Source organism: uncultured Jatrophihabitans sp., from assembly GCF_964251945.1.
Classification (GTDB): domain Bacteria; phylum Actinomycetota; class Actinomycetes; order Mycobacteriales; family Jatrophihabitantaceae; genus Jatrophihabitans.
In genome coordinates, this window is sequence record NZ_CAXULP010000010.1 from 69,820 (window position 1) to 86,670 (window position 16,851).

14 protein-coding genes are annotated in these 16,851 nt (G+C 71.5%); 9 read left to right on the forward strand and 5 right to left on the reverse strand.

The window, feature by feature from the left end:
* The first annotated feature begins 38 nt into the window (after positions 1 to 38).
* Positions 39 to 932: a bifunctional methylenetetrahydrofolate dehydrogenase/methenyltetrahydrofolate cyclohydrolase gene (locus tag ACFFBG_RS16535; protein ID WP_375480652.1), complete on the forward strand. Its 894-nt coding sequence runs from the start codon at positions 39 to 41 to the stop codon at positions 930 to 932.
* A gap of 1 nt (position 933) precedes the next feature.
* Entirely contained in the window at positions 934 to 1,215 is a 282-nt protein-coding gene (locus ACFFBG_RS16540; RefSeq protein WP_375480653.1) for a DUF3017 domain-containing protein, read from the forward strand.
* 50 nt (positions 1,216 to 1,265) lie between these two features.
* Here ACFFBG_RS16540 and ACFFBG_RS16545 read toward each other — a convergent pair whose 3' ends face one another.
* Positions 1,266 to 1,946 carry a TetR/AcrR family transcriptional regulator gene (locus tag ACFFBG_RS16545; RefSeq protein WP_375480654.1) on the reverse strand — a complete coding sequence of 227 codons (681 nt, stop codon included), beginning with the start codon at positions 1,944 to 1,946 and terminating at the stop codon, positions 1,266 to 1,268.
* Positions 1,947 to 2,055: 109 nt separating this feature from the next.
* Here ACFFBG_RS16545 and ACFFBG_RS16550 point away from each other — a divergent pair, with 109 nt between their 5' ends.
* Positions 2,056 to 4,029 (forward strand): MFS transporter, encoded by a 1,974-nt coding sequence (locus ACFFBG_RS16550; protein ID WP_375480655.1) that lies wholly within the window; start codon positions 2,056 to 2,058, stop codon positions 4,027 to 4,029.
* 7 nt (positions 4,030 to 4,036) lie between these two features.
* Here ACFFBG_RS16550 and ACFFBG_RS16555 read toward each other — a convergent pair whose 3' ends face one another.
* Positions 4,037 to 4,441: an FMN-binding negative transcriptional regulator gene (locus ACFFBG_RS16555; RefSeq protein ID WP_375480656.1), complete on the reverse strand. Its 405-nt coding sequence runs from the start codon at positions 4,439 to 4,441 to the stop codon at positions 4,037 to 4,039.
* Positions 4,442 to 4,673: 232 nt separating this feature from the next.
* On the opposite strand from ACFFBG_RS16555, the gene ACFFBG_RS16560 reads away from it, so the two are divergent.
* From ACFFBG_RS16560 to ACFFBG_RS16580, 5 genes are all read left to right on the forward strand, one after another.
* Complete coding sequence (locus tag ACFFBG_RS16560) at positions 4,674 to 6,848, forward strand: NADP-dependent isocitrate dehydrogenase (protein ID WP_375480657.1); 2,175 nt, start codon at positions 4,674 to 4,676, stop codon at positions 6,846 to 6,848.
* Between the two features lie 116 nt (positions 6,849 to 6,964).
* Positions 6,965 to 8,269 carry a hemolysin family protein gene (locus ACFFBG_RS16565; RefSeq protein ID WP_375480658.1) on the forward strand — a complete coding sequence of 435 codons (1,305 nt, stop codon included), beginning with the start codon at positions 6,965 to 6,967 and terminating at the stop codon, positions 8,267 to 8,269.
* Positions 8,270 to 8,316: 47 nt separating this feature from the next.
* Positions 8,317 to 9,336 carry a tryptophan--tRNA ligase gene (gene trpS, locus ACFFBG_RS16570; protein WP_375480667.1) on the forward strand — a complete coding sequence of 340 codons (1,020 nt, stop codon included), beginning with the start codon at positions 8,317 to 8,319 and terminating at the stop codon, positions 9,334 to 9,336.
* A gap of 20 nt (positions 9,337 to 9,356) precedes the next feature.
* Positions 9,357 to 9,935 carry a 2'-5' RNA ligase family protein gene (locus ACFFBG_RS16575; RefSeq protein ID WP_375480659.1) on the forward strand — a complete coding sequence of 193 codons (579 nt, stop codon included), beginning with the start codon at positions 9,357 to 9,359 and terminating at the stop codon, positions 9,933 to 9,935.
* Positions 9,932 to 11,032 carry a YhjD/YihY/BrkB family envelope integrity protein gene (locus ACFFBG_RS16580; protein ID WP_375480660.1) on the forward strand — a complete coding sequence of 367 codons (1,101 nt, stop codon included), beginning with the start codon at positions 9,932 to 9,934 and terminating at the stop codon, positions 11,030 to 11,032. The genes ACFFBG_RS16575 and ACFFBG_RS16580 overlap by 4 nt, the downstream gene beginning before the upstream one ends.
* On the opposite strand, the gene ACFFBG_RS16585 is transcribed toward ACFFBG_RS16580, so the two are convergent.
* A complete protein-coding gene (locus ACFFBG_RS16585) occupies positions 10,997 to 12,334 on the reverse strand; it encodes a serine hydrolase (RefSeq protein ID WP_375480661.1) in 1,338 nt (445 codons plus the stop codon). The two genes, ACFFBG_RS16580 and ACFFBG_RS16585, sit on opposite strands and share 36 nt — an antisense overlap.
* Before the next feature lie 100 nt (positions 12,335 to 12,434).
* Between ACFFBG_RS16585 and ACFFBG_RS16590 the strand changes: the two genes are divergently transcribed.
* Positions 12,435 to 14,576, forward strand: coding sequence for a RecQ family ATP-dependent DNA helicase (locus tag ACFFBG_RS16590; protein ID WP_375480662.1), 2,142 nt, complete (start codon positions 12,435 to 12,437; stop codon positions 14,574 to 14,576).
* A gap of 4 nt (positions 14,577 to 14,580) precedes the next feature.
* On the opposite strand, the gene ACFFBG_RS16595 is transcribed toward ACFFBG_RS16590, so the two are convergent.
* Both ACFFBG_RS16595 and sdhA read right to left on the reverse strand, forming a co-directional pair.
* Positions 14,581 to 15,294, reverse strand: a complete 714-nt coding sequence (locus ACFFBG_RS16595) for a succinate dehydrogenase iron-sulfur subunit (RefSeq protein WP_375480668.1) — start codon at positions 15,292 to 15,294, stop codon at positions 14,581 to 14,583.
* Positions 15,295 to 15,344: 50 nt separating this feature from the next.
* On the reverse strand, positions 15,345 to 16,851 hold a 1,507-nt coding region (gene sdhA / locus ACFFBG_RS16600), incomplete at its 5' end, for a succinate dehydrogenase flavoprotein subunit (protein WP_375480663.1).

Below are 16,851 nucleotides of genomic sequence, written 5' to 3' on the forward strand. Positions count from 1 at the left end.
GGCCCGGCGGGTACAGCGGCGGCTGGCAGGATGCCAGCGTGACGGCGACGATCCTGGACGGCAAAGCGACGCTCGACACCATCAAGGCGGAGCTGGCCGGACGGGTGGCGGCGCTTGCCGAGCAGGGCGTGGTGCCCGGCCTCGGGACGGTGCTGGTCGGCGACGACCCGGGCAGCAAGTGGTACGTCAACGCCAAGCACAAGGACTGCGCGGCAATCGGCGTCACCAGCATCCGGCACGATCTGCCCGCCACCACGAGTCAGGCCGAGGTCGAGGCGATCGTCGCGGAACTCAACGCCGACCCGGCCTGCACCGCCTTCCTGGTGCAACAGCCGACCGGCCTGGGCAGCGACGCGGAGTGGGAGATCCTGTCCGCCGTCGACCCCGACAAGGACGTCGACGGCCTGCACCCGACCAACCTCGGCTGGCTGGTCCTCGGCAAGCCGGCGCCGCTGCCCTGCACGCCGACCGGGATCATCGAGCTGCTGCGCCGCTACGACGTGCCGATCGCCGGCGCGCGCGTCGTCGTCGTGGGCCGCGGCATCACGGTCGGGCGGCCGCTCGCGCTGATGCTCACCCGGCGCAGCGAGAACGCGACCGTGACCGTCTGCCATACCGGCACGCGGGACCTGGCGACCCACGTCCGGCAGGCCGACATCGTGGTGGCGGCGGCCGGCTCGCCGTCGCTGATCACCGCGGACATGGTCAAGCCCGGCGCGGCCGTGCTGGACGCGGGGGTGAGCCGCGTCGACGGCAAGGTCGCCGGGGACGTCGCGCCTGAGGTCGCCGAGGTCGCGGGCTTCCTGAGCCCGAACCCCGGCGGCGTCGGGCCGATGACCCGCGCGATGTTGCTGCGCAACGTGGTCGAGGCGGCTGAGCGGTCGGCCGCCGCGCGGTCGGGCGGTGCGCAGTCGGCCCGCGCGCGACGCTGACGTGTCGAGTCCGACGATGAACTGGCTGCGCGAGCAGGCGGCGTTCGCAGCCGTGCTGGTCGTGCTCGCCGTCGGCTTCGGTTACCTCGTGGCGGTCCCTACGCGGTGGGGTCGCGCGAGCGGCATCATCGCGGTGGCCGTGCTGCTCGCCGCGGTGCTGCGCGCGGCGACGCCGACCAGTTGGGTCGGCTGGCTGGCGGTCCGCGGCCGGGTCGTCGACAGCGCGTGCTACTTCCTCGCCGGCGCCCTATTGCTGGCCGTCGACATCCGCCTGCACGGCTGACCGGTTCGGCGCCTTACCGCTGCGGGGCCGTCCAGAGCGCTCGGGCCGGCTCAGCTCGCGCCGACGAGTCGCAGCGCGCCGGCGACGTAGCGCTCGGCGACGGCCGCGGGCGGCTCGCCGCGGCGGGTCGGGTCGTACCACTCGCTCGTCCGGCTGCACATGTCGAGCACCATGACAGCGGCGCGGGTCGCGGCGTGCGGGCCGTCGAGCAGGTTGAAGTCCCCGGCCGCCGCGCCCTCGCGCAACAACGACGCCAGCCGCGCGCGCATCCCCCGCCGGCGCAGCACGATTAGTTGGCAACGCTCCGGCGTCAGGTGCAGGTACTCGCGCCGCACGACCTGCGCCAGCTCCGGGCGGAGCAGGTGGGCCAGCACGTACCCGCGCACGAACGCGGCGGTGCGCACCCGCGGCCCGGAGTCGGCCGCCGCGTCCAGAGCCTCGGCGACGCGCCGCTCCAGCGCTCCGTGCCCGTGTTGGACGAGCGCGAAGAGCAGGTCGTCCTTGGACGCGAAGTGGTTGTAGAGGGCGCCAGGGGACAGCCCGCAGGCGCGGGTGATGTCGCGCACCGACGTCCCGGCGGCGCCGTTGTGCAGGAACAGCGCCGCGGCCGTCACGAGGACCCGGCGGGCGGCCTCGCTGAGGTGCCGGAGCTCGGGAGCGTCGGCCAAGGCCTCGTCGATCGCGGCCAGCGCGCGGTCCACGCCAGGCTCCTGCGACGACGCCCTGCTCACGCCGCCAATCTTGGGCCACCGACGCGCGTTGCGCGCGTTGACGGAAGATCCGCAGTGTTGTAAACAGTCGTTCATAGAGTGACCCAAGCCACAGCGAGGTGGACAACCCATGACAGCAACATCCGCGACCGCGGGCCCGACCCGACCCGATCCGGCCGGCGCCGCCCGCGCAAGCCGTCCGACGCGGCGCACCGAGCTCGATCGTTACCCGACCTCCGGCCGGCGGTTCCTCTGCCTGGCCATCGTCGTGATCGCCACGATCGTGCTCTATTACCAGTTCTATCTGGCCGGGGCTGTCGCCGCGGGCACGAACGGCAAGAACGGCATCCTCGTCGACACGCACATGTCGTTCGTGTTCTACGTCAACATCTCGGTCGTCGGCTACCTGCTCGGCGCGGCCGCGTCGTTCGTCACCGGCGTCGCCGACCGGGTCGGCCGGGTCAACATCGTCACCGCCGGGTTGGTCGTCGTCGCGCTGCTGTGTCTGCTCGGCATCCCGCTCGCGGACAGCAAGATGGGCTTCGCAGTGGTGTTCGCCGCGATCGGCCTGGTCGAAGGCATGATCCTCGTCGCGACGCCCGCGTTGATCCGCGACTTCAGCCCGCAGCTCGGCCGGGCCTCGGCGATGGGTTTCTGGACGCTCGGCCCGGTGCTGGGCTCGTTGGTGGTCAGCCTGCAGATCAGCAACACCAGCGTCACCACGCCCTGGCACGACCAGTACATCGCCGCCGGCATCGCCGGGTTGGTGATCGCCGCACTGTCCGCCGTGTTCCTGCGCGAGCTGACTCCGGGGCTGCGCGACCAGCTGATGGTCTCCGCGCGGGACCGGGCGCTCGTCGAGGCGCGGGCCAAGGGCATCGACGTCGAGGCCTCGCTCAACCACCCGTTCCGGCAGATGCTGAAGCCGGACATCGTGCTGTCGGCGTTCGCGATCAGCGTCTTCTTGATCATCTACTACGTCGCGGTCGGCTTCTTCCCGGTGTACTTCCAGACGATCTTCGGCTTCAGCCAGTCGAAGGCGAACGCGCTCGGCAACTGGACGTGGGCCTTCGACGCGGGCGCGTTGCTGGTCATCGGCTTCCTGTCCGACAAGCTGCGGGTGCGCAAGCCGTTCATGGTGCTCGGGGCGCTCGGCGCGATCCTGATGACCGTGCTGTTCGCGCTGCGCGCGACACACCCGGACACGAGCTACAGCACGTTCGTGGTGTTGGTGAGCCTGCTCGCGGTCTTCCTCGGCGTGGCCTACGCGCCCTGGATGGCGAGCTTCACCGAGACGGTCGAGAAGCGGAACCCCGCGCTCGCGGCCACCGGCCTGGCGGTCTGGGGCCTGGTGATCCGGATCGTCATCGCGGCGTCGGTGTTCATCGTCCCGCACGTCGTGAACACGGTGTCGACGCTCGTCGAGGACGGCGGCACGGCGCAGGCGATTGCGGCCGCGCACCCCGTCGCGGTCAAGGCCGCGTCCACGTTGCAGGCGAAGGATCCGGCGACTGCCGCGGCCCTGGCCAAGACTCCGGGCGACCTGCAGGCCGGCGTCAAGGCGGTGAGCGTGGTGTCCGGGGTGCCGGTCGGCGACGTCACGACCATCGCCACGCTGAACGCGCAGCACGCGCCGGCGATCGCCGCGGCGAAGACGATTGACTCGACCACGATCACGACGCTGCTGACCAACAAGACCGACGCCTCGGCGCTCACCAAGGCCGTGCAGGAGGTCGTGACCGGGCTGAAGATCTCGCCCGCTCAGGCGCAAGCCCGAATCGCCGATCTCGCGACCATTCCGACGCCGCAGCTGCTGCTGTTGCAGACCAGCGGGCAGAAAGTGCTGAACGCGCAGGACGCGCTCACCAAGTTCAGCGAGATCCCGGCGGCGCAGCGCGCCACCTTGGCCAAGGCGGCCGCGGCGGCGGAACAGTCGCCGAAGCAGTGGCGCAACTACTTCTGGATCGCGGTTGGCGGCGAGGTCGTGTTTATCCCGCTGATCTTCCTGCTCACCGGCTTCTGGAGTCCGAAGCGGGCGCGTCGCGCCGAGCAGGAGCACGAGCAGTGGGTCGACCAGCAGCTGGCCGAGCTGGGCAACCGGTAGGGCTCGGTCAGCGCGGACGACTGCGGGCCAGGTGGCGCAGCGCCGCCTGGTCGCCGGGTCCGTCTCGGTCGGCGAGGCGGCTCGCGACCTCGGCGCGGTGCGCGTCGTCAGCGGTGCCGCCGTACTTGAACTTGGCGCGCACCTCGCGCACGGCCAGCCGCAGCCCGCGGATGCCGTTCAGCGTGCGGCCGTGCTCAAGCGGGTCGACGACGTCGCTGCCCGGCTCGGTGTCAGCGAACTGCGCACGCAGGATCTCGGCCTTCGCGGTGTCGTCGTCGAGGGCGGTGGCCGTCGCGACCAGCTGGACGGCGGCGTAGTACGTGGTCGGCACGCCGAGGCGCGGATCCTCCTCGCCGATCGCCTTCCACGCCGCCAGGATGTAGGCCCAATCGCCGGCGACGCTGAGCAGCACGGTCGGGTTCTCCCCGCCCCTTCGCCGCCCACCCGAGTTGTCCTCGCGTTGTCCGGCTATCGACCGGCGACGCGAGGACAACTTGTGGAGGGCGGGAGAGTTGTCCTCGCCAGGACGTGCTCTGGGCCGTCCTAGCGAGGACAACTCGCGAAATGGGGTGGTGGGCGACGATTCGGGTCGTCGGGTATCTTGATGTCAAGATAAGTTTGCGAGCAGCCGGAGGACACGCGACATGAAGATCGTCTACACGCACACCGACGAGGCGCCGGCGCTCGCCACGCTGTCGCTGCTGCCGATCGTCGAGGCGTTCGCCGCACCCGCCGGCGTCGAGCTCGAACTGCGCGACATCTCCCTCGCCGGCCGCATCCTCGCCCAGTTCCCGGACCGGCTGACCGCCGACCAGCAGGTCGCCGACGCGCTCGCCGAGCTCGGCGAATTGGCCACCACGCCGGAGGCCAACATCATCAAGCTGCCGAACGTCAGCGCGTCCGTCCCGCAGCTCAAGGCCGCCGTCGCCGAGCTGCGCGAGCAGGGCTACGAACTGCCCGACTACCCCGAGCAGCCGAAGACCGACGAGGAGCGAGACATCCGCGCCCGCTACGGCAAGGTGCTGGGCTCGGCGGTCAACCCGGTGCTGCGCGAGGGAAACTCCGACCGGCGCGCGCCCGCGTCCGTCAAGGCCTACGCCAAGAAGCACCCGCACTCGATGGGCGAGTGGTCGACTGCGTCCAAGTCCCACGTCTCGACGATGACGGACGGCGACTTCCGCTCGACCGAGATCTCGGTGACGATCGCCGAGCCGGGCGCCGTCCGCATCGAGCACGTCGGCGCGGCCGGCGAGGTCACCGTGCTCAAGCAGAAGACGGCGGTGCTCGCCGGCGAGGTGCTGGACGCCGCGGTCATGCGCCGCGCCGCGCTCGACGCGTTCCTGCGCGCGCAGGTGGCCGAGGCCAAGCAGCAGGGCGTGCTGTTCTCCGTCCACCTCAAAGCCACGATGATGAAGGTCAGCGACCCGATCATCTTCGGCCACGCCGTGCGCGCAGTCGTCGGCGACATTTACGACGGCTACGCCGACGTCAGCCCCAACGACGGCCTCGGCAGCCTGCTCAGCGCGCACCCGGAGGCGAAGGACGCGGTCGACGCCGCGATCGCCGCGGGACCGCCGATCGCGATGGTCGACTCCGACCGCGGCATCACCAACCTGCACGTGCCGAGCGACGTCATCATCGACGCCTCGATGCCGGCCGCGATCCGCACGTCGGGCCAGATGTGGAACGCCCAGGGCAAGGCGCAGGACGCCAAGTTCGTCATCCCGGACTCGTCCTACGCCGCGCTGTACGCCGAGACGGTCGAGCACTGCCGCCAGCACGGGGCGTTCGACCCCTCGACGATGGGCACCACGCCCAACGTCGGGCTGATGGCGCAGAAAGCCGAGGAGTACGGCTCGCACGACAAGACCTTCGAGATCGACGCTCCGGGCGCCGTTCGGGTCGTCGACTCCTCCGGCGCGACGCTGCTCGAGCTGCAGGTCGAGGCCGGCGACATCTGGCGCATGTGCCAGACGAAGGACGCCGCGGTCCGCAACTGGGTCGAGCTCGCCGTCGACCGCGCGCGGGCCACCGGCTCGCCGGCCGTCTTCTGGCTGGACGAGACGCGCGCCCACGACGCAGAGCTGTTGAAGAAGGTCCGCCCGGCGCTCGCCGAGCTCGACGCCGACGGCCTGCAGATCGAGATCATGGACGTCGCCGCGGCGACCCGCTTCACCCTCGAGCGGGCACGCGCGGGCGAGGACACGATCTCGGTCACCGGCAACGTCCTGCGCGACTACCTGACCGACCTGTTCCCGATCCTCGAGCTCGGCACCAGCGCGAAGATGCTCTCGATCGTCCCGCTGATGAACGGCGGCGGCCTCTTCGAGACCGGCGCGGGCGGCTCGGCGCCGAAGCACGTGCAGCAGTTCGTCAAGGAGAACCACCTGCGATGGGACTCCCTCGGCGAGTTCCTCGCCCTCGCCGTCTCACTCGAGATGCTCGCCGACAAGACCGGCAACGCGAAGGCCAAGATCCTCGGCACGACGCTCGACCGCGCGACCGGCGCGTTCCTGGAAGAGAACAAGTCGCCGTCGCGGCGGGCCGGCGAGCTCGACAACCGCGGCAGCCACTTCTACCTTGCGCTGTACTGGGCGCGCGAGCTGGCCGGGCAGACGGAGGACGCCGAGCTCGCCGAGGCGTTCAGCGCGATCGCCGAGGACCTCGCGGCGAAGGAGCAGACCATCGTCGCCGAGCTGAACGGCGTGCAGGGCTCGCCCGTCGACATCGGCGGCTACTACCGGCCCGACCAGGGCTTGGCCGCCGCGGCCATGCGGCCGAGTGCCACGCTGAACGAGGTGCTCGCCGCGCTGCGCTGAGCCGACGCGCTGCGCTGAGCCGCCGCGCTGCGCTGAGCCGACGCGCTGCGCTGAGCCGCCGCGCTGCGCTGAGCCGATGGCGCCCGGGGGGCGCGCGGCGTCCGTAGACTCGCGCTGTGGGTACGACGCTGCTCTACATCGGCATCGTCCTGCTGTTGATCGTCATCGAGGGCTTTTTCGTCGCGGCCGAGATCGCGCTGATCTCGCTCCGGGAGAGCCAGGTCAAGGCGCTCATCGAGACCGGCCGGCACGGCGCCGCGCTCAAGAAGCTGACCGCTGACCCGAACCGCTTCCTCGCCACCGTGCAGATCGGCGTCACGTCCACCGCGCTGCTGTCCTCGGCGTTCGGCGCGGTGACGCTGTCCGACCAGGCCAAGACCTTCCTCGTCTCGCACGGTTGGGGCGAGGGGCTCGCCGGCGCGACCGGCATCGTCGGCGTCACGCTGATCATCTCCTTTGTCACGCTCGTGCTCGGCGAGCTGGCCCCGAAGCGGCTGGCGCTGCAGCGGGCCGAGCGGGCGGCCGGCTTGTTCGCCGCGCCGCTGAGCGGGCTGGCGACGTTCTTCCGCCCGGTCATCTGGCTGCTGTCGAAGTCGACGGACATCATCGTCCGGTTGCTCGGCGGCGACCCGGGCGCCGCCCGCGAACCGATCAGCGAGGACGAGCTGCGCGGGCTCGTCGCCGCGCACGAGGCGCTGGGAGTCGACGAGCGCAAGCTGATCGACGACGTCTTTTCCGCCGGCGAGCGGGCGATCGACGAGGTGATGGTGCCGCGCACCGACGTCACCTTCCTCGACGGGTCGATCACGGTCAGCCGGGCGGCGAAGGTCGCGGCCGAGTCGCCGCACTCGCGATATCCGGTCGTCGGCCGGGGGCACGACGACGTGCTCGGCTTCGTGCACATCCGCGATCTGCTGCTGCCGGCCAACCGGCAGGAGCGCGACCGCACCGTGGCGAGCGTCGCCCGGCCGGTGAAGGCGCTGCCGGGCAGCGTGCACGTGCTCTCGGCGATGTCGGAGATGCGCCGCGCCGGCGACCACCTGGCGATCGTGGTCGACGAGTACGGCGGCACCGACGGCATCGTCACCCTCGAGGACCTCATCGAGGAGGTCGTCGGCGACATCCGCGACGAGTACGACGAGGTGGCGGGGGGGTCGCGTCGGCTGGGCGCCGGCGAGTTCGAGGTCGACGGCAAGCTCAACCTCGACGAGGTCGAAGAGGTCGCCGGCGTCGAGCTGCCCGAGGGCCCGTACGCGACGCTCGGCGGCTACGTCATGGCCGAGCTGGGCCGGCTGCCGAAGGTCGGCGACGTCGTGGTGCACGAGGACACGACGCTGTCGGTCGTGCAGGTCGACGGGCGCCGGGCGGCCCGGGTGAAGATCGTCGTCACCCCGGAGGGCGACCGCGCGCCAGACGGCTGACCGGCGGCCGCATCCGGCTGGGCGCGGGTGGAACAATCGTCGGCGTGGTGCCCACATCTGCGCAGCGACCGCGAGTGCTCTCTGGGATCCAGCCGACGGCGGGCTCGTTCCACCTCGGCAACTTCCTGGGCGCGGTGCGGCAGTGGGTGACCCTGCAAGAGGGCAACGACGCGTTCTACTGCGTCGTCGACCTGCACGCGCTCACCCTGAACCCGCCGACGCCCGCCGAGCTGCGCGAGCGCACCCGGGTGTCAGCGGCCCAGTTGCTGGCCGCCGGCCTCGACCCCGAGCGCTGCACGCTGTTCCTGCAGAGCCACGTGCCGGCGCACACCAGGCTGTCGTGGGTGATGGAGTGCCTCACCGGCTTCGGCGAGGCCAGCCGGATGACCCAGTTCAAGGACAAGTCCGCGCGGTCCGGCGCCGACCGGGTCACCGTGGGGCTGCTGACCTACCCGATCCTGCAGGTGGCCGACATCCTCGTCTACCAGGCCAACTACGTCCCGGTCGGCGAAGACCAGCGCCAGCATCTCGAGCTGACCCGCAATCTCGCGCAGCGCTTCAACACCACCTACGGCGACACGTTCGTCGTGCCTGAGCCGTACATACTTTCGGGTACGGCAAAGATCCTCGACCTGCAGGACCCGACCGCGAAGATGAGCAAGTCCCTCGGCGATGCCGGCACCATCAACCTGCTCGACGACCCGGCGGTGACGGTGAAGAAGATCCGCCGTGCGGTCACCGACACCGAGACCGAAGTCCGCTACGACCCGAAGGCCAAGCCTGGGGTGTCTAACCTGCTGACGATTTACGCCGCGTTCGCCGGGCGGCCGGTCGCCGAGGTCGATCAGGACTTCGCCGGCCAGGGTTACGGCGCGCTGAAGGCGGCCGTCGCCGACGCGGTCGTCGCGTTCGCCGAGCCGTACGCCAAGCGGACGAAGGACTTGCTCGACGATCCGGCCGAGCTGGACCGGTTGCTCGCTCGTGGAGCGCGGCGCGCGAACGAGGTGGCCGACGAGTCGGTGCGCGTCGCCTACGACCGGGTCGGCCTCGTGCCGCCGCCGACATGAGGTCCGACGTGAGGTCCGACGTGAGCTCCGACGTGAGCTCCGACGTGACGGTGGGCGTCGCCGTCGCCATCCCGCAGCCACACGCCAGCGTGCTCGCGAAGTGGCGTCGGCTGGTGGGCGACCCGGTCGCCGGCCTGGTCTTCCCGCACGTCACGCTGCTGCCGCCCACGCCGGTGCCAGCCGGCTCGCTGCCCGACATCGAGCAGCACCTGTCGGTGGCGGCCAAGACGACCCAGCCGTTCGTCATGCATCTCGCGGGCACCGGCACCTTTCGGCCGACCTCGCCGGTGGTGTTCGTGCAGGTCGCGACGGGGGTGTCGGACTGCGAGCTGCTCGAGCGCGAGATCCGCGACGGTCCGCTGGCCCGCGAACTCGAATTTCCCTATCACCCGCACGTCACGGTCGCCCAGGAACTTGCCGACGACCGGCTCGACGAGGCCTACGAGGGACTGCAGGACTTCGTCGCGCGGTTCACCGTCGACCGGTTCGTGTTGTTCTACCGCGAGCCCGGGGGCCGCTGGGACTGGCGCTCGGAATTCCCGCTCGGCGATTCGCCGCCTGTTCACTCCGGGTGGACACGGGTAGACACGGACCTGTGACCGACGAGGCGCCGGGACGGATCTCCAGGACCAAGTCAGCGGCGTCGGCGCGATGGGCCGCGCTGAAAGAGCGGCGGCACTGGGTTCGGCATGTGGTGGCCGCGTGGCACCTGATGCAGCGCAACAACGGCAATCAGTACGCGGCGGCGATCACCTACTTCAGCTTCCTGGCGCTGTTCCCGCTGCTGCTGCTGGCGGTCGCGATCGCGGGATTCGTGTTGAACGCGCACCCGGCGGCCGAACAGAGCCTGTTCGCGCATTTGACCTCCGAGGTGCCGGGCGGCTTCGGCGACACCCTGGAGACCGCGCTGAAGACGGCGATCGCCAACCGCTCCGGGGTCGGCGTCGTCGGCCTGATCGGCGTGCTGCTCACCGGGCTGGGCTGGATCGGCAACCTGCGCGGCGCGATCGACGGCGTATGGGGCCGGCCGCCGCGCAAGCAGAGCTTTGTCTCCTCCCGGCTGGCCAACCTGTTGGTGCTCGGCGGCCTCGGCCTCGGCCTGCTCGTCTCCCTCGGCCTGACGGTGGCCGGCGTGGCGGTCACCGACCAGATCCTGCAGGCGGTGCACCTGGATTCCGTGCCTGGGGTGCGCTACCTGGTGAAGGTGATCGGCATCGCGCTCGCGGTGGGCGGCGACATGGTCATCTTCTGGTGGCTGCTGGTGCGGCTGCCGCAGGCCGGTGTCTCGCGCTCGTTGGCGTTGCGCGGCGCGCTGCTCGCGTCCGTCGGCTTCGAGGTGCTGAAGATCGTCGGGACGTACACGATCGCGAAGACCTCGAGCAGCCCCACCGCCGGGCCGTTCGCGGGCATCGTCGCGGTGCTGGTGTGGATCCAGCTGGTCGCGCGGTACATGCTGTTCTCCTGCGCATGGCTCGCCACCGCGCACGCGGCCGATCGCGCCGCGAACTCCGTCCCGATCCTCGAGCCGGCTGCGATGGCCGACCAAGCCGACGGCGTTGCCGACGGCGATTCGCGGGCGGTGTCGCCAGCGGCGGTCGGCGCGACGCTGCTGGGCGCGGGCGCGGCGGCGGGCGCGGCGGCGACGTGGGCGCTGACCCGCTCAGCGCGTGCCGCGCCGAAGCCGCCCGGCGAGTAGCACGATCCCGACTGCGAACAGCACCAAGATGATCAGCGCGACGCCGCGCTTGCCGTTCGGCGTGGCGCCGGGCGCGCTGCTGCCGCTCGGCTGCGGCGAAGGCGAGCTGCTGCTTGGCGACGAGCTGCCGTTTGGCGGCGAGCTGCCGCTTGGCGGCGGCGAGGCCGAGCCGCTTGCCGCGGCCGCCGATGCTGGCGATGTCAGCCCGCCCGTGGCCGTGACGCGCGCTGCCGTCTGCACCGCGGGCGCCAGCTGGCCGACCGGCGGCGTCCCGGCCGGCAACCGGGCGGCCCACGTGACGAGCTTCGTCGCCTGCACCCACTGGTCATCCGGATAGCGCTGAGCGCGCAGCAGGACGACGCCGTAGCGATGGCCGTCGCGCCGGATAGCGCAGACGAACGTGTGCTGCGCGGCGTCGGTGTAGCCGGTCTTCGCGACGAGCGCGCCCCTGACGCTCGTCAGGAACTGGATGTTCTGGTTGTACATGGCGACCCGGCCGACGGACTTCTGCCTCGGCAGGGTGGCTTCGGGCGTGGTGTCATAGGCGGCGAAACTGGGCAGGGCGAGCGCGGCGCGCAGGATCAGCGCCATGTCGTACGCGCTGGTCAGCTGACGCCAGCCGTCCAGGCCGGACGGGGTTTGGACAAGGGTGTCGTAGGCGCCGAGCTCGCGGGCGGTCGCGTTCATCAGCGCGACGGTGTGCGCCCGTCCGCCGGCCAGGTCGGCGAGCGCCTCGGCCGCGTCGTTGCCGGAGACCAGCAGCAGGCCGCGGAACAGGTCGGCGACCGTGTAGAGGCCGCCGCCGACGAGCCCCGCGTGCGAGCCCTCGGTGTTCGCGGCCTGGCGGCTGACCCGCACCAGCTCGCCGGCGGGCAGGATCGGCAGCAGGGTGAGCGCCGTCAGCAGCTTCTGGATGCTCGCCGGTTGATAGCGGCCGTGCGCGTCGCGGGCGGCGAGCACGGCGCCGTCGTCGAGGTCGACGACGACCCAGGCCCGCGCGCTCAGGTCTTTCGGCGGGGCCGGGGCGCCCGCGGGCAGCACCAGCCCGCGGGACAGCAGCCGGGCGCCGCCCACCGCCTCGCCCAGCGGCCCGATGCCGCCGCGTGGCGGATGCGGGTCCGGCGCGGCCGGCGAGTTGCCGTGGTCGGTCGGCGCGGGGGCTGGCGGCGGGACGAGATGCGGCGCGGCCGGTCGCGTGGGCGACGGCGTCGGATTCGCCGCGGCCGGGAGCGCCGCGCCGCCGAGCAGCGTGGCGGCAGCGAGCGCCGACAGGACGGCCGACCGGACGGGCGAGCTGCGCACGGATCGAGGGTAGGCGGCAGCCGCTGTGCCGCCCGGGAACGCCGTGCTCGGGTTGTGGACGGCCGGCGTTTGCGTCGGCGCCGGCTGCTAGACAGGACCGGTGACTCGATCCCTCGACCGGACGGCGCTGCGCGAGCAGGCGGCGCATACGCTGCGCGCTCTCGCCGGCGCGCGCGCCGAGCTGCGCGCGGACCAGTGGCGCGCGATCGAGGCGCTGGTCGCCGACCGGCGGCGCGCGCTCGTCGTGCAGCGGACCGGTTGGGGCAAGTCGGCGGTGTACTTCGTCGCCACCGCCTTGCTGCGCGCCGGCGGCGCCGGCCCGACGGTGATCGTGTCCCCCTTGCTGGCGCTGATGCGCAACCAGATCGCCGCGGCCCAGCGGGCCGGCATCCGGGCGGTCACCATCAACTCGACCAACGTCGACGAGTGGCGCGCCACCTACGACGCGGTGGCGCGCGGCGAGATCGACGTGTTGCTGCTCTCGCCGGAGCGGCTGAACAACCCGGAGTTCCGCGACGCCGTGCTGCCCCGCCTCGCCGCGTCCTGCGGGCTGCTCGTCGTGGACGAGGCGCACTGCATCAGCGACTGGGGCCACGACTTCCGGCCGGACTTCCGCCGCCTGCGCACGCTGCTGCCCGAGCTGCCCGACGGCATCCCGGTGCTGGCGACCACGGCGACCGCGAACAGCCGGGTGGTGCACGACGTCGCCGACGTGCTCGGCCTCGGCCGCGCGGGCGACGACGTGCTGGTGCTGCGCGGCAGCCTCGACCGCGAGTCGCTGCATCTGGGCGTGCTGTCGCTGCCGTCCACGGCGCACCGGCTGGCCTGGTTGGCCGAGCACCTGGAGTCGCTGCCGGGGTCGGGGATCATCTACACGCTGACCGTGGCCGCGTCGCAAGAGGTCGCGGATTACCTGCGGGGGCGCGGTATCCGGGTTGTCGCGTACTCCGGGCAGACCGAGCAGACTGAGCGCCTCGCCGCCGAGGACGACCTGCTCGGCAACCGCGTCAAGGCCCTGGTCGCGACGTCGGCGCTGGGGATGGGCTTCGACAAGCCCGACCTCGGCTTTGTGATCCACTTCGGCGCGCCGTCGTCGCCGATCGCCTACTACCAGCAGGTCGGTCGCGCGGGGCGCGGCGTGGACAGCGCACAGGTCGTGCTGTTGCCCGGCAGCGAGGACCAGGCCATCTGGGACTACTTCGCCTCCGTCGGTTTCCCGGCCGAGCGGCAAGTGCGCACGGCGCTGAACGCGTTGACCGGGACGCCGATCAGCACGGCCGCGCTCGAGACCCAGGTCGACCTGTCCCGCTCCCGGCTCGAGGCGATGCTCAAGGTGCTGGACGTCGACGGCGCCGCCCGCCGCGTCGGTCGCGGCTGGATCACGACCGGCCAGCCGTGGGACTACGACGCCGAGCGCTACGAGCGGGTCGCGCAGGTCCGCCGGGACGAGCAGCACGCTATGCGCGAGTACATCGCGACGTCGCGCTGCCGGCTGCGCTTCCTGCGCGAGCAGCTGGACGATCCGGACGCGGCCGACTGCGGCCGCTGCGACAACTGCGGCGCGTTGGCGCTGTCCGCGGACGTTTCCGGCGCGGCGGTGACGGGCGCCAACGAGCGGCTGCAGCGGCCCGGCGTGCCGTTCGACGCGCGGCGGATGTGGCCGACCGCTATGCCCAACCTCGGCGTCGACGCGCGCGGGCGCATCCCGGTCAGCGAGCAGGCGGAGGAGGGACGCGCGGTCGCGCGGTTCACCGACCTCGGTCTCGGCGCGCGGGTGCGGGCGCTGCTGGCCGACGGGGCGCCCGACGGCCCGGCGCCCGACGGCCCGACGCCCAGCGAGGCGATGCCCGAGGACCTGTTCCGGGCGGTGGTGCAGGTGCTTGCCGCGTGGGGTTGGCAGCAGCGACCGGAGGTTGTCGTGTGGGTCGGCTCGCATCGCCGGGCCGGGCTGATCGGTTCGCTGGCGGCGCGACTCGCCGAGGTTGGGCGCCTCGTCGATCTGGGCGCGGTCGAGCACGTCGGGCGGTCGTCGGGCGGGCGCACCAACAGCGCCTTGCGGCTGCGCGACGTGTGGGACGGCTATCGGCTGCCAGCCGCGGTGGCGCAGGGCGTCACGGGCCGGCCGGTGCTGCTCGTGGACGATCGGACCGACACCGGCTGGACGTTCACCGTGGTCGCGCGCCTGCTCCGCGCAGCCGGCGCGACCCACGTCTATCCCTTGGCGCTGGCCGTCGCCGCCTGAGCCGTCAGACGCGGCGGAAGACGAGCGCGCGCTTCACTTCGGCGATGGCCTTCGTGATCTCGATGCCGCGCGGGCATGCCTCGGTGCAGTTGAACGTGGTGCGGCAGCGCCACACGCCCTCGCGGTCGTTGAGGATCTCCAACCGCTCGTCGGCGCCCTGGTCGCGGCTGTCGAAGATGAACCGGTGCGCGTTCACGATCGCGGCCGGCCCGAAGTAGGTGCCGTCCGTCCAGTAGATCGGGCAGGACGTCGTGCACGCCGCACAGAGAATGCACTTCGTGGTGTCGTCGAAACGCTCACGGTCGGCCTGCGACTGCTTGTGCTCGCGCGTCGGGGCGTTGCCGTAGGTGATCAGGAACGGCTTGACCGCACGGTAGGCGTCGAAGAAGGGCTCCATGTCCACCACGAGGTCCTTCTCGAGCGGCAGGCCCTTGATCGCCTCGATGGTGATCTCGTCGGGCATGTCCCGGGTGAGCACCTTGCACGCCAGGCGGTTGACGCCGTTGATCCGCATCGCGTCCGACCCGCAGACGCCGTGGGCGCACGAGCGGCGGAACGTCAGCGACCCGTCGATCTCCCACTTCACGTAGTGCAGGAGGTTGAGCACGCGGTCGGTGGGCAGCGCCGGCACTTGATAGCGCTCCCAGTGCGGCTCGGCGTCCACCTCGGGGTTGAACCGGCGGATCTTCAGCGTGATCAGCCTGGTCTCCGCGGGCATCTCGATGGCGGGGGCGGTGAGCGGACGCACGGCGTTCTGCACAGCGGTCATCAGTATTTGCGCTCCATCGGCTGGTAGCGGGTCTGCACGACCGGCTTGTAGTCCAGCCGGATCGCGCCGTCGCCCTCGCGGTAGGCCATGGTGTGCCGCATGAAGTTGACGTCGTCGCGGTTGGGGTAGTCCTCGCGAAAGTGGCCGCCGCGCGACTCGTTGCGCGCCCGCGCGCCCACCACCATCACCTCGGCGAGGTCGAGCAGGAAGCCGAGCTCCATCGCCTCGAGCAGGTCGGAGTTGAACCGCTTGCCCTTGTCGGTGATCGCGATGTTGGCGAACCGGGCCTTCAGCGCGACCACGTCTTCCTCGGCCTGCTTCAGCGACTCCTCGGTGCGGTAGACCTGCGCGTTGCGGTCCATCGTCTCCTGCAGCTCGCGGCGCAGCGTGGCCACCCGCTCGGCGCCGTCGGCGGTCATCAGCTGCTCGACCATGCCGACGACGACGGCCTCGGCGTCGGCGGGCAGCTCGCTGTGCGCGCGGCCGACCGAATACTCCGCGGCGGCGATGCCCGCGCGCCGGCCGAAGACGTTGATGTCCAGCAGCGAGTTGGTCCCCAGCCGGTTCGAGCCGTGGACGGACACGCAGGCGACCTCGCCCGCCGCGTACAGCCCAGGCACGACGGTTTTGTTGTCGCGCAGCGCCTCGGCGCGGATGTTCGTCGGGACGCCGCCCATCGCGTAGTGCGCGGTCGGGTAGACGGGCACCGGCTCGGTGTAGGGCTCGACGCCGAGGTAGGTGCGGGCGAACTCGGTGATGTCCGGCAGCTTGGCGTCGATCTGCTCGCGCGAGAGGTGCGTGAGGTCGAGCAGCACGTAATCCTTGTGCGGACCGGCGCCGCGCCCCTCGCGCACCTCGTTGGCCATCGAACGGGCCACGATGTCGCGCGGCGCGAGGTCTTTGATGGTCGGCGCGTAGCGCTCCATGAAGCGCTCGCCGTCCGCGTTGCGCAGGATGCCGCCCTCGCCACGGGCCGCCTCGGACAGCAGGATGCCGAGGCCGGCGAGGCCGGTCGGGTGGAACTGGAAGAACTCCATGTCCTCCAGCGGCAGGCCCTTGCGCCACACGATTCCCATGCCGTCGCCGGTGAGCGTGTGCGCGTTCGACGTCGTTTTGAAGACCTTGCCGAACCCGCCGGTGGCGAGCACGACTGCCTTCGCGGAGAAGACGTGGATGTCGCCGGTCGCGAGCTCGTAGGCGACCGCGCCGGACACCCGCTCGCCGGTCATGACGAGGTCGAGCACGTAGAACTCGTTGTAGAACTCGACGCCCTGCTTGACGCAGTTCTGGTACAGCGTCTGCAAGATCATGTGGCCGGTGCGGTCGGCGGCGAAGCATGAGCGGCGCACGGCCGCCTCGCCGTGATTTCTGGTGTGCCCGCCGAAGCGGCGCTGGTCGATGCGGCCGTCGGGCGTGCGGTTGAACGGCAGGCCCATCTTCTCGAGGTCGATGACCGCGTCGATGGCCTCCTTGCACATCACCTCGGCGGCGTCCTGGTCGACGAGG

Excerpts from the sequence above, each read along its gene's own strand:
- ACFFBG_RS16550 (WP_375480655.1), top strand. The coding sequence starts at position 2,056 with ATGACAGCAACATCCGCGACCGCGGGCCCGACCCGACCCGATCCGGCC.
- ACFFBG_RS16560 (WP_375480657.1), top strand. The coding sequence starts at position 4,674 with ATGAAGATCGTCTACACGCACACCGACGAGGCGCCGGCGCTCGCCACG.
- ACFFBG_RS16595 (WP_375480668.1), bottom strand. The coding sequence starts at position 15,294 with ATGCCCGCGGAGACCAGGCTGATCACGCTGAAGATCCGCCGGTTCAAC.